Below are 19,166 nucleotides of genomic sequence, written 5' to 3' on the forward strand. Positions count from 1 at the left end.
GCCGATGGGCGTGGAGTCTAGCGCAGAATTAGATTCCCCAGCACAGAAGATGCGCTGGTCGTGATTGTGCAAGCCTACGATGCACTCGGCATTAAAGATTTGCGGGATGATAACTACCGAGTGTTAAAACAAAACTTCCCGCAACGGGCAGCTAAGCTCAAACTCAGCTGAGCAGCCTGAGCGACTAAGCAACTCCTTAGTGTTGGTTACGTTAGGTTCTTATTGCTGAAGGGGCGATGTGCGGTCTTCATGACGGAAGGGTTAGGTATCGCGCCTCTGCAATGTCTCAAGGCGCAAAAACTGATGCAACTGCATTGGTGATCTTAGTCAATAGTTCGCCAGGATTAGCAGCAACGATCTCTAGCAGAGCCTTGTCTGTATACCTCGGCAGACCGTCGCGGGTGTTGAGGTTGTGCAACAAAAGCAACAACAGGGATTTTCCTCTAACAAGCGTTCCGTACTTGGTAGAGAGAGTCTCCCTCATGATGGTTGGGTATGTTTCTCCAAATCGAAGCGCCATGAGCGAGGGTCGTTCTTTCGAATTCAGAACATACTTAGGATGATATGCGATTGGGTCTGAAGGGTTAGTTAGGTGCCGACTAAGGGCCAAAGCATACCACTCTAGAAAGAGTTCCAGTTGTTCTTTGTAGGTTGACACCTCGGCACCGACCAAGAGGCTCTCTAGTTTTCCGTCAGCAATGACGTCGTTCTCAATCGAATACCCAGAAGTTAGGCACAGCAGCGGCGAGACATAGGCAGCAGGCACTGCAGTATTGATCCACGTATCACGATCAGCGATAAAGGCGAGCCGCACTGAGCTTGGGATTTCGCTACGTCGATTAAAAATCTGAAGCACATTCTCACGCCCCCCCGCGGAAAGTACAGACACCCCGAGGTGTCTCAATTGATCTTCAAGGCGGCGGTAGACAATTAGATCGTCGTCACCTTCACAAACGACTGTGGGTAACGCTGTACGCTTAAGAACAGCGATGAGCTCATCTACCGTGGGCTGAGCCTTTGCAGTTTGTGCGGATGGCACGACTACACATCCTCGTCGCCGCGAGACGGATCAATCAAAAGTTCCTTGTCTGGATACTTGCTATAGATAAAGGGTGAATGCGTGGCAATGACGAACTGGTTGCTCGTGTGCTGGCTCATCAAGATCGAAAACAGCTGGCGTTGCCAATCGACATGAAGACTAAGCTCAGGTTCATCTATGAGAAACACGGCGTCCCGGTAAAAGGCGTTGTAAGCGATGAAACTCAACATTTGCTTTTCACCAGCCGAGAGTGCGTCAGAGTTGACGGCATTGGCAGCATCACCAAAACTAAGATTGCGACTAAGCTTGATACCTGAATGACGGAACAATCGCATTACCAAATCTTTGATGACTTCCTGAGGACGCATGATTTCCTCTCGAGAAGCTTCCATCCCTTCGATCTCTGTTCGAATGTCATCTAACAGCTGATTTGCATTATCAAGCTTGTCGGCATCTCCAGCCTCGCGCTTATAGGTCTTGATCTTCATAATCACATCCTGCGACGTTCTTTGCTGGAGCTTGTTGTACTCCTCTGAAAGATCGGTGTATTGCTGAACCAGAAGATTAACGACATCGACAGTACTCAATGCTGCGACAAATACATGATTCGCATTAGTAAGCCGCTTGGAGAGAGCCACAAGTGACTCCTCAATGTCATTCTTCGCACGTAACAGCACGTTGCTCCGATCACTCAATGTGAAGCCGCCTTCAATGCGGCGAAAGGTCGGAAGAAAGACTGATGAGCCGATAGCGATCAGCTTATGGTTTGCCTGATCCTCGGCGTTAGAAACAACATCGCCTTCATCATCCTCCAAATCCTCGAAAGTCGACATTCCTTGTGAGTCTCTCCAATCGATGCGGCACGTCATTGAAGACAATCGATAGACTGTACAGCTGTAATCAGAAGTCTCGAGTGTGGCCTTTTTGAAGTTCACTTCTTTTAGTGCCTGAAGGATGTTGCCACTCATGATGTACCACGCAAGCTTTAGTACACTTGTCTTTCCTGCGCCATTTCTGCCGGTGACAATGTTCAAGTCGCGATTGAACTCAACTCTGAGAGGGGTGTCTCGTCCGAACAGGCCGATGACTTCAAAGCTCTTAATGTACATATAGAATTCCTTATTGGACCGCCGCTCAAACCCGAAGTATCTACAAACGAACCTCTAGACTACTAACGCGCAAGATGTACCTTTACAAGTGCATATTTAGTTGGCTAATCGGTGTGCGAAACAATTGAAAATTATAACCTTTTGATTTTATTGGCTGCGCTTGAACAAATGGAACTCATGACAAGAAACAGGACACCTAGGCGACTGCCCCGGTTACCCCACTCGAACAGCATCGAATGACTGTAGCATGATATTTAATCACTAGGCTAGTGCCTGTAAGACTTCGGCAGCACTCATCGTCAACAAAAAAGATACAGGTGTAGCCGACATAAAAATGCCGATGAATCATCGGCATTTAAATAATCAGAAATTCGCGATCTGCGGTTTTTATTTTTTTAATTTGGCAAAGGCAGCGGCCATTGCCCCCATGCCACCACCTTGCTCGCGGTCTCGCCCGCCACTGCTACTGCGTGAGCCTGAGCGGCTATCGCGACCACTACCCGCACCGCCAGCACCACTCATTGAGCGCTCTGCACCGGGCACGTCATCCAAGCGCATGGTGAGGGCAATGCGCTGGCGTTTGACATCCACTTCCAGCACTTTCACTTTCACCAGCTCACCGGCTTTCACGACTTCGTGCGCGTCTTTCACAAACTTGGTGGACAAGGCGGAGATATGCACCAAGCCATCTTGGTGAACCCCGATATCGACAAACGCGCCAAAGTTGGCCACGTTGGTCACGACGCCTTCGAGAATCATGCCCACTTTCAGGTCTTTGATTTCTTCGACCCCTTCTTTGAACTGCGCGGTTTTAAACTCGGGGCGCGGATCGCGGCCGGGTTTTTCCAGCTCATTCAAAATATCTTTGACCGTGGGCAAACCAAATTTTTCATCGGTAAATTCATTGGGTGACAAGCTATGCAGCACGGTGCTTTGGCCCATGATGTCGCGAATACCTTTTTGCAGCTTGGCCAGAATGCGCTCGACCACAGGGTAGGCTTCTGGGTGGACAGACGAACAATCCAGCGGATTCGTGCCATTGTTTACGCGCAAGAAACCAGCGGCTTGTTCAAAGGTTTTGTCGCCCAAGCGCGGGACCGATTTCAACGCGGCGCGGCTATCAAACGCGCCATTCTGGTCACGATAGTCCACAATGTTTTTGGCCAAAATACCGTTCAAGCCAGAGACCCGCGCCAACAGCGACGCTGATGCCGTATTCACATCTACGCCGACCGCGTTCACGCAATCTTCCACCACCGCATCCAATTGCCGCGCTAGCTCACGCTGATTTACATCGTGCTGGTATTGGCCGACGCCAATCGACTTGGGATCAATTTTCACCAGCTCGGCCAGTGGGTCTTGCAGGCGGCGGGCAATGGAGACCGCGCCACGTAAGCTCACATCCAGTTCAGGAAACTCTTTGGCAGCCTGCTCAGATGCGGAATACACGGATGCGCCCGCTTCGCTCACCACGACTTTTTGCACCCGCATATCGGGGAAGCGCTTGAGCAACTCGCCCACTAATTTATCGGTTTCACGCGAGGCAGTGCCGTTGCCAATTGCCACCAAATCCACCTGATGTTTGGCAATCAGCGCGGCCAGTTTCATTTGCGAGCCTTCCCAATCATTCCGTGGCTCATGCGGATAAATGACGCCCGTATCCAGTAGCTTGCCGGTGCGATCCACCACGGCCAACTTCACCCCCGTACGAATGCCGGGGTCTAGGCCCAGCACAGCTTTGGGACCAGCGGGCGCAGCCAGGAGCAAGTCTTTTAAATTGCGGCCAAAGACTTTGATGGCCTCGTTTTCCGCCGCTTCGCGCAACTGCGTGAGCAATTCGGTTTCGAGTGAGGGATGAATTTTGACGCGCCAGGCCCACACGCAGCAGTCTTGCAAAAACTTATCCGCCGGGCGGTTACGCTGGGCGATATTCATGTGCTCGCCGATGATGCCGACACAAGGATGCGGCACTTGGATTGCTAAGGCTTCTTCCAAGTCTAGCTTGAAGGTCAACACCCCCAAATTACGGCCCCGGAACAAGGCCAAGGCACGATGGGAAGGAATGGTTTTAATGGTTTCGGCAAACTCAAAGTAGTCACGGAACTTCTCGCCCTCTTCCTGTTTGCCGTCCACGGCCTGGGCGGATACCCAGCCGTTACTCCACAAATAGCCGCGCAGCTTACCCAGCAGTTCAGCATTTTCAGAAAACAATTCGGCCAGAATATCGCGGGCACCATCCAAAGCAGCTTTGGCATCGTTGATATTCGCTTCAGCATTGAAATAGTTGGCCGCCAAGGCTTGCGGGTCTTGGGTGGGGTCTTGCCAGAGCGCCAGTGCCAAGGGTTCCAGCCCGGCTTCACGCGCAATTTGGGCCCGAGTGCGACGTTTGGGTTTGTACGGTAAATACAAATCCTCCAGCCGTTGTTTGGTATCGGCCGCCAGAATCTCGTTTTGCAGGGCCGTTGTGAGTTTTTGCTGTTCGCCAATCGATTTCAAGATGGCGGTACGGCGCTCTTCCAGCTCACGCAGGTAAATCAAGCGCTCATCCAGGTTACGCAACTGCGTATCGTCCAAGCCACCCGTGGCTTCTTTACGGTAGCGGGCAATAAACGGAACCGTTGCGCCTTCATTCAGTAATTCAATCGTGGCCACCACTTGGGCCAAGCGCACGTTCAGTTCCCCGGCCAAGGCCAGGGCGATCTTTTGTTGGGTTTCGGCTTCCGTCAGCAAGGTGGGTTCAATTGGCGTTAGCGAGGTTGGCGTAGCAGTAGCAACAGAATTCATCATTGATTTTCTTTGACTTAAACTCAAGGCGGCGGATTGTGCCATAACTCGCCCCCAGTCAGTATCGTTGAGCTGAGTTTTCTCTGGTTTGGCAGGGCATGCGGCGGCTATTCACTCAGTTACAATACTTGCATGCCTTTCTCAACTGATTATTTAATTCGCAAACCGCTTGTGGCGCTCATCCCGTTTTACGGGGGCCGCAGGCTGTGGTGCCTGGCTGGCGTTGTTTTACTGGCCGGTTGTAGCCAGCTTGGGGTGGTGCGCACGGATATCGCCACGCAATATCCCCTAGCCAGTTTGGCCGATACAAGCGTGGCTAGCACCGCCCGCCAAGCCGTTGCCGCTGAGCGCTTGCGGGTAGAGCAAGCCGCCGCCCAGCGGCGTGCAGAATGCTACGAAAAGTTTTATGCCAATAACTGCCTGAATGACTTGCGGCAGGATGAAGTGAATGCAGAGCGGGCCTTATTTGCGGTGGATACCGAGGCGAGGCGCGTGTTGCGTGAAGCCCGCTTTCAGGAAGATGCAGCACGCATTGCGGCTAAGCAGGCAGAAAGCTTAGAACGGGCTGCCGCCGAAGCCGCAGAGCGACAACGACAAGCACAAGCTTACCGCGAACGGTTGCAAGCGCAAGAAGCTGCCGAGGCGGTGCGTGAGATTGAAGCCAACCTCGCCGCGCAGCGCGGGCAAGTTAAGCAAGCCGAGATTAAGGCCAGAGTGACTGCAAAAGAACAAGCCCAGCAAGCCGCTGAAAAAGCCTTTTTGGAACGTGCCGCAAATCGTGAAGCCTATGCCAAGAAACTTGAAGAAGCCAAGCGCCATGCGGATGAAATGGCGGCCAAGCGCGCAAAAAAAGGACAATCCGCTGCGCGCTAGTTTGACTGCCAGTATGCGTGTGGGCTGCGTTATTGAATAATCAAAAAGTCTGTAAATACAACGCCCTTGATAAGATCGGCTCGATCGCGGTCGATCACTTCCTGAAAACCGATTTTCAGGGTTCTACTTAAATCCCGCTTACCTTCATATTCTGCAATCTCTTTACCATATTGCCGGCCAACGATATCAATTGCAGCACGCCTCAAATCGTTCAAATGGTGTTTCAGCAACTCGGCGTCAGCCTTGGTCTCTGTGCGAATAACGATATTCACCTGAACGATATCGCCGGTAATAATCTCTCGCTTCAATAGCCCTACATCCAAAAATCCGGGCGCGGGAGGCAGGTTAGGCTTTAGCTCTGGTATCGACACAGGATTTTCGCGGACCCACCAAAACCCGCCGATTAATGCAGGGGATAGCAATACGACTGCAAGTAACAAGTAAATCCACGCTGGGGTTTTGCTTTGGGCGGGCGTCGAGTTGGCTGCAGCACGGGCCGCCGCTGGCTTTGTCGAGCTGAGCGAGGGTTCTTGTTTTTTTACCGGACCAGTTGCCATTGTGATCACCGTGCGGGCTGATGAACCGTCAAAATTAGGGCGTCATTTTAATCACCCGGCCATTGAGCGGCTGTAAGGGGCGGGCATTGTTCGGGATTAATCGCATCAAGACCGACAGTTGCGACTGACTTATCGACAACGGCTGCTTGAACACATGCCACAGCACCCCTTCGCGACAGGGCGGTTGCGTGAGCGACCCTAAAAACTGATAGTAACGGCGGTCACTTGGCAACAAGTCTTGCAATGCCAATGCGCCCGGCGGTAAGCTCACTTGATCGGTTGTGGCGAGGGGCAAGTGTGCCCAAATCACCTCGATCACCGGGTGATCGGCGCCGACAATGAAGGGCACAACCACCATAGCCGACTCCCCCATCGCGTTTTGATGGACCAGATACATCTGTAATGGGGAAACGTTGCCGTTGATTTCAAATTCGCCCGGCGCATGGAACTGAATCTCTTGCAAGCGATAGCGCTGCCCACGCGCATGGAATTGCGGGGCCTCACCGTCGCTGCTAGGCAGAATGACCCGCAGCCCGGTTTCATGTTGCGTCACCAGGCCACCGGCAAAATAATACTCAAATGCCAACGCTTCCATGCCGGGTAAGGACAGCGATTCGCTATCCTGGATCGCAATTGGACTCTGGCGCTGGCCTTCCTGGCACAGCCGATAATCCTTGTGCAAGCTCGCCCACAGTGCTGGGCCGTTGTGGGCGGCGTAGCCCCAAGCTGGTTTGGTGGCCGGCACTGGGTTGGTGGCTGCGTTCTTGGTATTGTCGGGGCGCTTTGCCGCCTGGTTGCTGGTTTTGCCGGGCGCAGGCGGGCTTTTCTGTTTCCCCATGTTTTCAACCGCTTGGCGAATACGCTCCATCACATCCGGTCGATTTTCTATCAACCGATTTTGCTCATTCGCCCCAGCGCGGCTCTCTGGCGCAGCCCAGACTATCGTCACCAGCCCGCAACACCAGGACACAGCCAGCCACCACATTATCCGCATGGCACTCTCACCCTATAAAAATCTTCGTCAATGGCTATATCGGCAATCGCGAGGCGCTTCTTAATCGTTACCCCCTGGTCAGCGTGTCCTGTAGTCAGTACTCTTGCTCTTGGCAAAGTGACAGAAATGGCTCAGACTGCATTTGCTTTTTACACAGGAAAGATCATGACGACCCTTAATCACGCGCAACAAACTACTGTCATTAATGCCGCCCTCGCCTATGCGCAATCGCAGCAATGGGCTGTTACTGTCGCTATTTGTGACCCAGGCGGGCACTTGTTGGCGCTGCAGCGTATGGATCGGGCACCGGCGATCTCGGCCCATATCGCCCCAGAAAAAGCCAAAACTGCCGCACTCAGCGGCAAAGCCAGCCAGGTTTATGAGGAGATGATTAATCAGGGGCGCACAGCGTTTCTGTCAGTGCCCGCCCTGCAAGGCATGTTGACAGGCGGCTTGCCGATCATTCAAGACGGGCTCTGTATCGGCGCGATTGGCGTTTCGGGCGTGAAACCAGACCAGGATGTTGCGATTGCGCAGGCTGGCCTAGCCGCCCTCGGCGCAGCGTGAGCTAGTGAAAAGCATGCCAAATGGGAGTGAGCCCAGCTGGCCCTGCAGCGAGGCTCCCGAACTCGGCGCAGCCTTCGGTTGGCCCGTGAAAATCGGACCCACGTGAGGCGAAAAACCCAAAGTCGCGGGCGTGTTGGGCGTAGATGGGATACTCGCCAGGATGATGACTGCCCGTCACGACTTCTAACCCAACCCCGCCCAAGGCTTTAAATTCTTCATATAAAGCCCAGCGTAAGGTGGGCGATAGCCGATAACGCGCAGGGTGGGCAATCACAGCCAGCCCTCCTGCGGCCTGAATCCACTGCACTGCGTCACGTAAACTGGCCCAAGTGTGTGGAATATAGCCTGGTTTGCCGGGGGTCAAGTAACGCTCAAAGACTGCTTGGGTGCTCTCGGCAATGCCGATTTCAACTAAATACCGCCCAAAATGCGCCCGGCTGATCAGGTCTGGGTTGCCCACATATTTAAGTGCCCCGGCATAGGCGTCGTCGATGCCAACCCGCGCCAAATCCAGCGCCATTTCCTCTGCACGGCGTTGTCGCCCACCACGCGTATGCGCCAAGCCAGCTTGTAATTCGGGCGAGTCAGGGTCCACCTGCAACCCCACGATATGAATCGTTTCATGTGCCCAGGTAACGGAAATTTCGACCCCAGCAATAAAGTTAAGACCCAATGACTCTGCCTGAGACTGGGCGGCGGCGAGCCCGGCTAGCTCATCATGATCGGTGAGCGCAAGGGTGTGAACGCCACGCGCTGCGGCACGGCTGACGACATCTGCTGGCGCTAGCACGCCATCAGACACATTGGAATGGCAATGCAAATCGACCCCTAACTCCTCAAGATGCTGCCATTCAATACGGGCTTTGCTCACAATTGCACTCCTGCTCTGGAACTCGAGAAACACGGCTATAACAGTCCATCGGCTGTGATCCACCATTCCTTAACGGGTTGGCTCAAAAAACGACTCGATATGCTTGGCCAGTTGCGCTGGCTGATCGCGCTGCAACAGGTGACCAGCATTTTCCAGCATTACCTGGGTGACATTGCTCAATGCTTGCCAGCGTAAATCATAATCGCCGCTGCGTTTGACATCGGCCAGAAAATCTGAGTTCTCACCCGTGACCCAAAGCACCGGCGCGCTGATTTGCTGCCAGCAAGCGAGCATTTCATCTAAACGAAACAGAATCGGATTCACCCATTTATGCTTAGGGTCAGCTTGCCACGACCACATGGGTGTCTGTGCAACCTGAATCGATTGCGCCCATTCGGTCGCCAAAAAGTTGGCCTGCGCAGCCGTCAAACGCGGATTTTGCTGTTGTAGCCGCGCCGCCGCCATCGCCAGCGAAGCATATTGCCCCATCTTTGGTAGCGGCTCGCGTTGTTGGGTGAGCCATCGCGCATAGCGGGCGGGCGCACGTTGTGGGCTAATGCTGGGCAATCCAATTCCTTCTAACGTTGCCACCCGCGCCACTCGCTCCGGGCGAATACCTGCATAGAACATGGCCACATTTCCGCCCATGCTGTGCCCAACCAGGCGCACAGGGGTATCTGGCTGGTAATGCGCCAGCAAGGCATCAAGATCAGCCAAATAATCAGGAAACCAATAGGCTGGGGCGCAGTCGGTTTGACCAAACCCGCGCCAGTCAGGCGCTAGCACGTGCCAATCTTGGCGCAGCGCCTCGACAACGAACTGAAAGGTGGCCGACATATCCATCCAGCCATGCAGCATAAACACTTGCGGCGCGCCAACACGCCCCCACTGGCGAACGTGGTAGCGCAACCCACGGATGGATAGAAAGGTTGAAGTACTCGTAAGCATCGTGTGATTGTAGAAGAACCGGGCGATCTCTGCTGGTCACGCCCTGAGCCAGATTCCCAAGAAACCAACCGACGACAAAAAAGACTTGCCAAAATAAAATTACTGTATAAAAATACATGTTGTTAAAAACAGTGTTTGCATCATTTATCAGGAGTCATCATGCGTGGCATTACCTCCCGGCAAGCAGAAATTCTGAGTTTTATCCTGCAACAACAACAGCAACAAGGCGTGCCCCCGACACGCGCAGAGATTGCCGCACATTTTGGTTTTCGCTCGGCCAACGCGGCTGAAATGCACTTGCAAGCACTGGCGCGCAAAGCCTTGCTAGAGCTCACCCCTGGCGCATCGCGTGCGATTAAAGTGACCCCAGCCGGCCTCAAGGCGCTGGGTGACAGTGATGTGCCGCACGCAGCGCAATGGCAAAGCAGCCTGCGCGAAGAAATCAGTCAACAAGTCGAAACCAAATACGCGGCGGCTTACCAAGCGAAATTAGTCGCTGAACTGCAAGAGCAAGCCCAAGCCTTGGCGGATAAATTTGGGGCCATGCTGAATTTACCGCTGGTCGGTCGGGTTGCCGCTGGCAGCCCGATCCTGGCGCAAGAACACGTAGAACGCACCTATCAAGTTGACCCGGCCATGTTCAATGGCAAAGCGGATTACCTGCTGAAAGTCAGGGGAATGAGTATGCGTGATATCGGTATTCTGGACGGTGACTTGCTAGCAGTGCAGCGCGCTGCGGATGCCCGTAATGGGCAAATTGTGGTTGCCCGGGTTGGCGAAGAAGTCACGGTGAAACGCCTACATCAGCAAGGTCATGTGGTTGAATTGATTGCCGAGAATCCTGACTACGAGCCCATCATGGTTGACTTGCGAGAAGGCAACTTTGCAATCGAAGGGATAGCTGTCGGCTTGATCCGCCCTGATGGGTTGCAATAAAGGAGCCACCATGTGCGTCGCCCCCCTCCCCCTGCGCCACACTAGCCTCGCAACACGGCTCTCCCCAGCCTTAAGTACCACCCTGCGCACCACCCCACGCGCCGTCACCAGCAAGCCCCTGCAAGATGCCGGGGTGGCAGCGCTCGCACAGCAAGCTCGCGCCAATCAAGCCTACCAACATCTGCACGCCCAGTTGCCGGGGCAAGGGCCGTTCGGCTGGCCGCTTGGGGTCGTCAATGAAATTTTGAGCGACTCGGTTTACCAACATCCCGCTTGTCTTTTGTCATTTCTGGCGCCAATCCTGGAAACCTATCACCAGCAGCATGCATTAACCGCCATTTATCTGGTGGCACCACCGAGTTGGATTGAGCAGGTTGAGCGAATTGGGCAGGTTGAGGCCTCAGCCCTCCCAGGTGGGACGCAAACTTGGCTTTCCTGTCTGCATCTGATCAGCAGCAGCCAGCCGGCACAACACAAAAGTTGGCGGTTAGGGATTCAGAAAAATGACGCGCATCCCACCCAAAGAACCGTCGTCATTTGTGTTCTGCCGCCTTCTCATGGTGCAGACACCCTGGCGCAGATGAAATATTGGCTGGACCAAGCGCAACCACAGACTCTCTTTTTTTGTGTCCGTCCGCAACAGGCCGCTTCCCACGCTTCGCCAGCAGCAATTCGTACAACCCTCACGCTCACTGACGCTGATGAAGGGCCTGTATTGATTTGGCAATGCATTAAAAGACGGAGCCTCGTTCAGCTTGCCCCCATCTTGATTCCGCTGCCCGCCTGCACGCCGACCAGCGCTGCTGCGCTAGCTCTAGGCCCATTCAATGCTATGAGCAGCCAACGCCGTATCAATCAAAATCAGCGACAAACGAGGTTATGCCTGCCTCAACAAACACGTATTCGACACCACCAACCGCTACCCATTGCCCCTACACGCGCTTTACCTTTGGGTCGCATTCCTCATCTAAGTCGCACTTGGCGCGTTGCAGCTTGACGCTAAGGGTCAGTACGCAATCTCACTCCCAGTCAGGCGAGATTGGCAGCGATGCCAAAAACGTATGACCCCAGCTAACTTAGCTATGCTTTTTGCTTTATAAGATTTCACTGTGCGATTGAAATAAATCCCAATCGCATAGGGATTCTTATGGGCTCTGCCTTGAAATTTAGTGGATTCATTGCTGACGAATCGGTTACGCTTTAACGCTATCAGGCAAGCAATCTGCGTTATCTGGGCATGCAAAGGAGAGAGAATGGAACTCAGTAGTTTCAAATATGCCAGTCGTCAATTACAAGGGCAGATTCTGCGCACGCCGTTCGTTTACTCGCAAACACTGTCTGAGCTGACCGGTTGCCAGCTCTTTCTTAAATTCGAAAATTTGCAATTCACGGCCTCGTTCAAAGAACGGGGTGCCTACACGAAATTGTCGCGGTTAAGCCCGGTCCAGCGCGACGCTGGCGTGATTGCCGTCTCTGCTGGCAACCACGCGCAAGGGGTGGCATACCATGCACAGCGATTAGGAATTCATGCGGTCATCGTGATGCCCAGCTACACCCCCGCCGTTAAAGTGCAGCGCACAGAACATTTTGGGGCGGAAATAGTGCTGGCTGGGGATACCTTTGATGAAGCGCGTCGTAAAGCCATCACCTTGGCAGAGGAACGTGGGCTCACATGGGTTCACCCCTATGACGATTTGGATATTATTTGTGGCCAGGGTACGGTTGGGTTGGAAATGCTCGAAGACGTCCCGAGTCTCGATGCTTTGGTCATTGCGATTGGTGGCGGCGGACTGATCGCAGGCTCAGCATGCGCGGCCAAACAAATCAAACCAGGTATTCAAGTCTATGGCGTGCAAACCGAGCAATTTCCGCACATGGTGAATGCCATTAAAGGGACACAGCACCCAGGTGGGCGCACCACGATTGCCGAGGGGATTGCGGTCAGCACGCCCGGTCAACATACCCGCAAGCTGATTGAGCAATACGTAGATGATTTACTGCTCGTGAGTGAGGGCGAAATCGAGCAAAGTTTGTTGTATTTGCTGGATATTGAAAAAACCATTGTTGAAGGCGCCGGTGCAGCAGGGTTGGCTGCGATTTTGCGTTACCCAGATTACTTCAAGGGTAAGCAGGTTGGCGTGGTCTTGTGCGGTGGCAATGTCGACCCCCTGTTACTGGCTGACATGATTAAGCGTGGCATGGTGCGGCTTGGGCGGCTGGCGAGACTGAATATTGCGATCCACGATAGACCCGGGGCATTGGCGAAAATCACCCAAATTATTGCGGACCAGCAGGCCAATATTGAGGAAGTCATGCATCAGCGGGCATTCACGGTGCTGCCCGCACAAAATGCGGAATTGGAAGTCGTGATCCAAACCCGTAACCGCCAGCAGATCGATCAGGTGCTGCAAGCGTTACAGCAGGCCGGCTTTCCTGCCACACTCCAAAACCACCATTGAGCGCTTGCCATAGTACAGATGCTGCTGCATAGGCCAGCGTCGGTGCTGGGTTATGCTTGAGAGGCCGCCCCGCGCAGATGATCTAGCGCTTGTTCCAAACGATCAACGGCCCAAATTTCCAAGCCTTCAATCGCTTGTTTGGGTCGATTTGCACTCGGAATCAAAGCCACCGAAAAACCCAATTTCGCAGCCTCTTTCAGTCGCTCCTGCCCACGCGGTGCAGGGCGTATTTCCCCTGCCAGCCCCACTTCACCAAAGGCCACCAAGCCTCTGGGCAGCGGCTGGTTACGCAACGAGGAAACAATCGCCAGCAGCACCGCCAAGTCAGCTGCGGGCTCGCTGATCCGCACCCCGCCAACCGCATTGACAAACACATCTTGGTCATAACAGGCGATCCCTGCATGCCGATGCAGGACTGCCAACAACATCGCCAGCCGGTTATGCTCCAGCCCAACGCTAAGCCGGCGCGGATTCGGCACATGTGCTGTGTCCACCAATGCCTGAACTTCAACCAGCAGTGGCCGCGATCCCTCTTGGGTGACCATGACGCACGCCCCTGAAACTGGCTTACCCTGCCCTGCCGTTCCGTGTTGCGACAAAAATAAGGCCGATGGATTACTGACGCCGCGTAGCCCCCGCTCCGTCATGGCAAATACGCCGAGTTCATTGACAGCGCCAAAGCGATTCTTGTTGGCCCGAATCAGCCGGAATGAAGAATGGGTATCGCCCTCAAAATATAAAACGGTATCCACAATATGCTCAAGCACCCGTGGGCCAGCCAGGGTTCCCTCTTTGGTCACATGACCAATCAAGATCAGGGCACATCCCGACTCTTTAGCGTAGCGTGTCAAGCGGGCAGCACACTCACGCACCTGGGCAACCGAGCCAGGCGCGGAGTTGAGTATTTCGGCATACAGGGTTTGAATCGAATCAATCACCACGACGCTCGGGCGTTGCTGCTCCAGGGTTTCCAAAACCCGCTCTAACTGAATTTCAGCTTGCAGATGCAATGCCTGTAGCGTGGCGGCAGACAAACCTAAACGCTGCGCCCGCAGGGCGATCTGGCCAGCCGATTCTTCACCGCTCACATACAACACCGTTCTTTGTTGCGCCAATGCCGCCATCACTTGCAATAACAGGGTGGACTTACCGATCCCCGGGTCGCCCCCTAACAAGACCACGGCTCCCGGCACCAGCCCCCCACCCAAGACCCGATCGAATTCGTCTAAACCGCTGCCAAAGCGCGGCACTTCAAGGGCTTGCACCGCTGCCAACGGTTGCACTGGTGCGCTTTTAGCCAGCGCTTGGTAGCGTGCAGGACTGCTTTCAGCCACACTTTCAACCAGGGTATTCCAACGCTGGCAATGCGGGCATTGGCCTTGCCACTTGGGGCTTGAGCCACCGCATTCAGTACAAACATAAATCGATTTTGCGCGTGCCATTACGGAACATCCACGACATCAACGCGCGGGGCAACCGCGCACATTAATTCATAGCCAATCGTGCCTGCAGCCTGGGCCACAGCATCAATCGGGACTTGTTGCCCCCACAGCTCAACCGGCATCCCGATCTGCGGCCGTGGAATAGCGGTGAGATCAATCGTTAACATATCCATTGAGACACGGCCCAGCAGCCGACTCGGTAGGTTGGCAACCGCCACCGGCGTGCCATCGGGCGCATGACGCGGGTAGCCATCGGCATAACCACAGGCAACCACGCCAATTACTGTCTCTGTCGTTGCCACAAAACGGCTGCCATAGCCAACTGCCTGCCCTGGCGTCAGGGTTTGAATCGCAATAATTTCGCTACGCAGGGTCATCGCTGGCCGTAAGCCACACTGCGCCGCCGATTGATCGGCAAACGGCGTGGCACCGTAAAGCATGATCCCCGGTCGCACCCAATCTGCGGCGTGGCCCGCGTGCCGCAAGATGGCGGCAGAATTGGATACCGAACGCAACCCAGGTAAACCTGCCAGGGCGGTATCAAAGGCAGTCAGTTGTTGGCTGACTGACAGTGTGTCATGCGCATCATGATCCGCATTGGCAAAGTGGGTGAGCCAGCGAATATCGGCGACTTGCTTGCTGGCCAGCAGCCGTTGATACACCGTTGTTACTTGGTTTGGTAAAAAGCCCAAGCGATTCATGCCCGTGTTAATTTTGACATGAACGACAACGGGCGCCGGTAAGCGCTGTGTTTCCAGCCAGCGTAATTGTGCTTCGCTATGCAGTGTTGCTTGCAACTGATGTTGCGCACACAAGCGCCACTCTTCGGCATTAAACACCCCTTCCAGAAGCAAAATCGGCCGCGTTTCTTTGTCTTCACGCAAGGCTAGCGCAGTTTCCATTTCCAGCATGGCCAAGCCATCAGCCCGCGGGAGAGCGTCGGCCACCCGCAGCGCACCATGGCCATAGCCATCGGCTTTAATCACGGCCCAAATCCGTGAATAGGGGGCCTGTTGTTTGACCACCGCAAGATTATGCTGCAAAGCAGAATGAGACACTTCAGCAACCAGAGGACGAGCATGACGGAACGGCATGGCAACTCATTAAATTGAAGTAAGGAACCGTAAAAACGGGGGGTTTTATCAAGCCAGCAAGACCCAGCACGACCGCCACTGTGTTTATCCGCTCGTTATCCACCTGTTACGCACCCCGTATTGATGCATCACGTGGCAAAGGAACAACTGACTGACGATATTGCGGCAGAGAGCGCATTGAATCATGGCGGCAAGATACCATAATGAGCGTAGCGAAAAACACTCCCTGCGAATCCTCTCATGTCAAAACAAGACGTCACTCCCACTGGTCTGCACCCACACGATGAACGAATCAATGCACAGAGCCCTAGCTTGCCAGTGCGAACCGTCAACCAAGTACGACACGATGAGCAGCTCTTACAACAGACATTCCCGAATCAGCAGCTGGTCGCCTGGGCGGGTGCTTGTGCTGCACGCTGGTTGCAAGAAAATGGGGAGCTAGTCGCAAACGCCATCATTTGGGTTCTTGCCGGGCCAGGACACAATGGGGCTGACGCTTATGTATGCGCCCGACACTTGCACAATCGGGGCTACACGGTCAGGCTCTTTAGCCTGAATCCCAATAGCACCGCAACGCAGCTGGCGCGTGCCGCATGGTTACAAGACGGTGGGCAGATTGAAACCGAATTCCCCCCGCTGGCCTCGACGCTCGCGAACGAGCGACCCAGCTGGATCCTTGATGGCCTTTTTGGCATTGGCCTAAACCGTGCGCCACAGGGCCAGGCCGCGCAGTGGATCAGCGAGGTCCATGTCTACCAGCGGGTGTCACAAACACGGGTTTTGGCGCTCGATATTCCCTCAGGCCTCGATGCCAACAACGGCAACCCACACGGCGAGAATTGTCTGCGTGCTGACGCCACCCTCACGTTTTTATCACTCAAACCCGGCTTGTTAACCGGGGCAGCGGCAGACTATCGCGGCGAACTCTGGCTCGCGTCATGGCCGCATTCTCCCGATGAATCTGATCAGATCAATCATCCATCCGAAGCAACCCAGCAGGCACGGCTGAATAGCCTGGCGTGCTTTCAAGCGCTGCTGCCGCAGCGTCAAGCCAATAGCCATAAAGGCATAGCGGGCACAGCGTGCTTGATCGGTGGGGCGGATGGCATGGAAGGCGCCCTGTTGCTTGCCGCACAAGCGGCTCTGTTGAGCGGGGCCGGTAAAGTCTATCTACAAACCCTAGCGACGCAGGCGGACACCGCTAACCTGCTGATGCGCATGGCACAGCCTGAGTTATTGGGCCTGCCTACCGGGTGGAGCGCCACGCTCGAACACACGCTGCAACACGCCCAAGCCATTGCGATTGGTCCGGGACTGGGACAAACAACTGCCGCTCAGCAACATCTGCTCGCCCTGCTTCAATACAGACCAGGCTTGGCCAGACAGATTGCGCACCCAAATGCGCCCAACACAGCCCCCTCGGCTAGCACAGACTGGCAGCAACGGGGCTTACCGCCACTCATTCTGGATGCGGACGCGTTAAATTTGCTGGCCAATCACCCCGCAATACGTCAGGCCCTGCAACAGTACAGTGGCAGTCGTATTCTGACGCCCCATCCATTAGAAGCAGCTCGCTTATTGGGCTGTGATGTGGCGACCGTGCAAGCAGACCGACTCAGTGCTGCGCGCCTTTTGGCGCGGCAATATGCGGCATGGATCGTGTTAAAAGGCAGTGGCTCCGTGATTTGTGGCCCGGATGAGCGTGTTTGGATCAATGTAACCGGGAACGCTAGCCTTGCCACCGCTGGCACAGGGGATATTCTGACCGGCACCCTCAGTAGCTTACTCGCGCAGGGGATGTCGGTATTGCCGGCAATTCAAGCTGCCGTCTGGTTACACGGCTATGCCGCAGAACTGGCTTGGGCAGACTTTGCTCACTCCGCCGCCGCGCAACGCCCCTTCACCGCACCCGCCACACGGCTGGGCGATCGTCCCTTTGCGGATAGTCATCGCACACAACCTAGCCCTACGCCCAACAGCGCCCAGGGCTTGCGCGGACTAACCGCAACAGAACTGGGAAAATTCATTCGTATAGCGCTGAACCAGTGGTTGCATTGATGGCGTCCGCCCGCTCAGCCGCAGGCAATTGGCTGTAAAAGCGGTAGTGCCCGCGACCATGCTGCTTGCTGCTGTACATGGCGGCATCTGCATGGGCAATCAGCTCATTCACCTCTTGCCCATCCTCGGGTGTCATGGCAATCCCAATACTGGTGCCGACACGCAAGCTTAAGCCTGACAGTTCGAAGGGTAATGACAAGGCCTCTATCAATTTTTCAGCCACTTTGATTGCGACCTCCGGCCCCGGCAAACTGCTGAGCAGCACGACAAATTCATCCCCCCCTAGGCGAGCAACGCAATCGCTTGAACGAACGCATGCCAGCATGCGTTGGGAAGCCGCAATCAGGAGCGAATCACCGACCGCATGACCATGCTGATCATTCACCGCTTTGAATTTGTCTAAATCGAGATAAAGCAAGGCTAGCCGACCTTGATCCATATGCCGCTGCAACAGGGTCGTACGGATTCGCTCTAACACATGGAGCCGGTTCGGCAAGCCGGTCAAGCCATCATGATAGGCCAGATATTCGTGGTGAATTTCCAGCGCTTTGCGCTCAGAAATATCAGTTACCGTACCGACAAAGCCGTCGAAACGCGCTTGCTCAGTCGCCTGTGCCGCTTTTTGTAAGATCGGCGCTGCCAATGTATGCACCCAGATTTTGCTGCCATCCTTGGCCACAAAACGGAATTCGCCTTCATAGGCACGCTGTTGATTGCGCGCGGCCTGCCACTCCTGGCGCACTTGTGCTTGATCTTCCGGATGCACCAGCGGCAACAGGGTATCTGGCTGCTCGTCAGACGCTAAACCACACCACTCACGTAAACGGGAATTGATGTAACGCAGACGACCATTTTCACCTGCCTCAAAAATGCCAACGGGCGCAACCTCGGCCAATTGTCGGAAGCGTGCCTCGCTCTCGCGGAGGCGGCCCTCGGTTTCAGAAATCGCCTGGATTTTATTGGCAAGCTCAATCGCTTGTTCACGCAAAATCGTTTCCCGCCGAACCGCTGCGGTCATATCGGAAATTTGAATCAGACAATAGCGTTGCCCTTCCTCCATGTGAATCGGGGTAATTGCCAGCGCTTGTTGCATGCGCATTTCTGCCTGTTGATCGGCGACTGAGGCATAGAGCGGGAATGGGTGGGGATTGAGCGCATGTGATAGCAAGGCAGAGCGCCCTTGCTGGATGGCCCCGGTGATGGCTTGCGCCACCCGGCTCACACTGAGCATTGGAAAAACGTCATAAAACGGTCGCATCAACACCGTGTCAGCGGCGTGTATGCTGTGAATTTCCATCCAGCGGTTCCAGTAACAGATGCGCTGGAGGTGATCGACGACGATCACACCGGCATTCAGTACCGCCAAAATATGCCCTGGAATGAGGGTGTTAAGTAATGACGACATAAGGAAAATCGTGATTGCGCATAAACCGTG

At 54.6% G+C, this 19,166-nt stretch carries 16 protein-coding genes; 6 read left to right on the top strand and 10 right to left on the bottom strand.

What is annotated here, in order from left to right:
• Window positions 1–286: 286 nt before the first annotated feature.
• The 3 genes from DU000_RS03515 to DU000_RS03525 all read right to left on the bottom strand — a co-directional run bounded on the left by DU000_RS03515 (window position 287) and on the right by DU000_RS03525 (window position 4,935).
• A complete protein-coding gene (locus DU000_RS03515; RefSeq protein WP_114401931.1) occupies window positions 287–1,039 on the bottom strand; it encodes a hypothetical protein in 753 nt (250 codons plus the stop codon).
• 2 nt (window positions 1,040–1,041) lie between these two features.
• Complete coding sequence (locus DU000_RS03520) at window positions 1,042–2,148, bottom strand: AAA family ATPase (RefSeq protein WP_114401932.1); 1,107 nt, start codon at window positions 2,146–2,148, stop codon at window positions 1,042–1,044.
• A gap of 387 nt (window positions 2,149–2,535) precedes the next feature.
• Window positions 2,536–4,935, bottom strand: coding sequence for a Tex family protein (locus DU000_RS03525; RefSeq protein ID WP_240001777.1), 2,400 nt, complete (start codon window positions 4,933–4,935; stop codon window positions 2,536–2,538).
• Between the two features lie 129 nt (window positions 4,936–5,064).
• On the opposite strand from DU000_RS03525, the gene DU000_RS03530 reads away from it, so the two are divergent.
• A complete protein-coding gene (locus tag DU000_RS03530) occupies window positions 5,065–5,805 on the top strand; it encodes a hypothetical protein (protein WP_114401933.1) in 741 nt (246 codons plus the stop codon).
• Between the two features lie 29 nt (window positions 5,806–5,834).
• Here DU000_RS03530 and DU000_RS03535 read toward each other — a convergent pair whose 3' ends face one another.
• Both DU000_RS03535 and DU000_RS03540 read right to left on the bottom strand, forming a co-directional pair.
• Window positions 5,835–6,245, bottom strand: a complete 411-nt coding sequence (locus DU000_RS03535; protein ID WP_158529619.1) for a flagellar basal body-associated FliL family protein — start codon at window positions 6,243–6,245, stop codon at window positions 5,835–5,837.
• Window positions 6,246–6,396: 151 nt separating this feature from the next.
• Window positions 6,397–7,356: a carbonic anhydrase gene (locus tag DU000_RS03540; protein WP_114401935.1), complete on the bottom strand. Its 960-nt coding sequence runs from the start codon at window positions 7,354–7,356 to the stop codon at window positions 6,397–6,399.
• A 165-nt stretch (window positions 7,357–7,521) separates the two neighbouring features.
• Between DU000_RS03540 and DU000_RS03545 the strand changes: the two genes are divergently transcribed.
• A complete protein-coding gene (locus DU000_RS03545; protein WP_114401936.1) occupies window positions 7,522–7,923 on the top strand; it encodes a GlcG/HbpS family heme-binding protein in 402 nt (133 codons plus the stop codon).
• 1 nt (window position 7,924) lies between these two features.
• On the opposite strand, the gene DU000_RS03550 is transcribed toward DU000_RS03545, so the two are convergent.
• Window positions 7,925–8,794, bottom strand: coding sequence for a 3',5'-nucleoside bisphosphate phosphatase (locus DU000_RS03550; protein WP_240001778.1), 870 nt, complete (start codon window positions 8,792–8,794; stop codon window positions 7,925–7,927).
• Window positions 8,795–8,863: 69 nt separating this feature from the next.
• On the bottom strand, window positions 8,864–9,742 hold the full coding sequence (locus DU000_RS03555) for an alpha/beta fold hydrolase (protein ID WP_114401938.1): 879 nt from the start codon (window positions 9,740–9,742) through the stop codon (window positions 8,864–8,866).
• Window positions 9,743–9,901: 159 nt separating this feature from the next.
• Here DU000_RS03555 and lexA point away from each other — a divergent pair, with 159 nt between their 5' ends.
• From lexA to DU000_RS03570, 3 genes are all read left to right on the top strand, one after another.
• Complete coding sequence (gene lexA / locus DU000_RS03560) at window positions 9,902–10,678, top strand: transcriptional repressor LexA (protein ID WP_114401939.1); 777 nt, start codon at window positions 9,902–9,904, stop codon at window positions 10,676–10,678.
• Window positions 10,679–10,688: 10 nt separating this feature from the next.
• The gene (locus DU000_RS03565; protein ID WP_147266959.1) at window positions 10,689–11,675 is read left to right on the top strand and encodes a hypothetical protein; all 987 of its coding nucleotides are present in this window, start codon (window positions 10,689–10,691) and stop codon (window positions 11,673–11,675) included.
• Window positions 11,676–11,931: 256 nt separating this feature from the next.
• Window positions 11,932–13,137 (top strand): threonine ammonia-lyase, encoded by a 1,206-nt coding sequence (locus DU000_RS03570; RefSeq protein WP_114401941.1) that lies wholly within the window; start codon window positions 11,932–11,934, stop codon window positions 13,135–13,137.
• Between the two features lie 50 nt (window positions 13,138–13,187).
• On the opposite strand, the gene radA is transcribed toward DU000_RS03570, so the two are convergent.
• Both radA and alr read right to left on the bottom strand, forming a co-directional pair.
• A complete protein-coding gene (radA, locus tag DU000_RS03575) occupies window positions 13,188–14,579 on the bottom strand; it encodes a DNA repair protein RadA (protein ID WP_114401942.1) in 1,392 nt (463 codons plus the stop codon).
• Entirely contained in the window at window positions 14,579–15,673 is a 1,095-nt protein-coding gene (gene alr, locus DU000_RS03580) for an alanine racemase (RefSeq protein WP_114401943.1), read from the bottom strand. Before alr ends, radA begins: the two co-directional genes overlap by 1 nt.
• 240 nt (window positions 15,674–15,913) lie before the next feature.
• On the opposite strand from alr, the gene DU000_RS03585 reads away from it, so the two are divergent.
• Window positions 15,914–17,731 carry an NAD(P)H-hydrate dehydratase gene (locus tag DU000_RS03585; protein ID WP_114401944.1) on the top strand — a complete coding sequence of 606 codons (1,818 nt, stop codon included), beginning with the start codon at window positions 15,914–15,916 and terminating at the stop codon, window positions 17,729–17,731.
• Here the strand turns inward: DU000_RS03585 and DU000_RS03590 are convergent.
• Window positions 17,697–19,136 carry a diguanylate cyclase domain-containing protein gene (locus DU000_RS03590; protein WP_114401945.1) on the bottom strand — a complete coding sequence of 480 codons (1,440 nt, stop codon included), beginning with the start codon at window positions 19,134–19,136 and terminating at the stop codon, window positions 17,697–17,699. The genes DU000_RS03585 and DU000_RS03590 overlap by 35 nt on opposite strands.
• Between the last annotated feature and the right edge of the window lie 30 nt (window positions 19,137–19,166).

Origin of the sequence: Parvibium lacunae (assembly GCF_003335215.1) — a bacterium.
GTDB lineage: Bacteria > Pseudomonadota > Gammaproteobacteria > Burkholderiales > Burkholderiaceae_D > Parvibium > Parvibium lacunae.

Bases quoted from the DNA above. Each gene is read 5' to 3' on its own strand.
- DU000_RS03525 (WP_240001777.1), bottom strand. From the start codon at position 4,935: ATGATGAATTCTGTTGCTACTGCTACGCCAACCTCGCTAACGCCAATT.
- DU000_RS03520 (WP_114401932.1), bottom strand. From the start codon at position 2,148: ATGTACATTAAGAGCTTTGAAGTCATCGGCCTGTTCGGACGAGACACC.
- DU000_RS03585 (WP_114401944.1), top strand. From the start codon at position 15,914: ATGTCAAAACAAGACGTCACTCCCACTGGTCTGCACCCACACGATGAA.
- DU000_RS03540 (WP_114401935.1), bottom strand. From the start codon at position 7,356: ATGCGGATAATGTGGTGGCTGGCTGTGTCCTGGTGTTGCGGGCTGGTG.
- radA (WP_114401942.1), bottom strand. From the start codon at position 14,579: ATGGCACGCGCAAAATCGATTTATGTTTGTACTGAATGCGGTGGCTCA.
- alr (WP_114401943.1), bottom strand. From the start codon at position 15,673: ATGCCGTTCCGTCATGCTCGTCCTCTGGTTGCTGAAGTGTCTCATTCT.
- DU000_RS03545 (WP_114401936.1), top strand. From the start codon at position 7,522: ATGACGACCCTTAATCACGCGCAACAAACTACTGTCATTAATGCCGCC.
- DU000_RS03530 (WP_114401933.1), top strand. From the start codon at position 5,065: ATGCCTTTCTCAACTGATTATTTAATTCGCAAACCGCTTGTGGCGCTC.
- lexA (WP_114401939.1), top strand. From the start codon at position 9,902: ATGCGTGGCATTACCTCCCGGCAAGCAGAAATTCTGAGTTTTATCCTG.
- DU000_RS03565 (WP_147266959.1), top strand. From the start codon at position 10,689: ATGTGCGTCGCCCCCCTCCCCCTGCGCCACACTAGCCTCGCAACACGG.
- DU000_RS03590 (WP_114401945.1), bottom strand. From the start codon at position 19,136: ATGTCGTCATTACTTAACACCCTCATTCCAGGGCATATTTTGGCGGTA.
- DU000_RS03555 (WP_114401938.1), bottom strand. From the start codon at position 9,742: ATGCTTACGAGTACTTCAACCTTTCTATCCATCCGTGGGTTGCGCTAC.
- DU000_RS03570 (WP_114401941.1), top strand. From the start codon at position 11,932: ATGGAACTCAGTAGTTTCAAATATGCCAGTCGTCAATTACAAGGGCAG.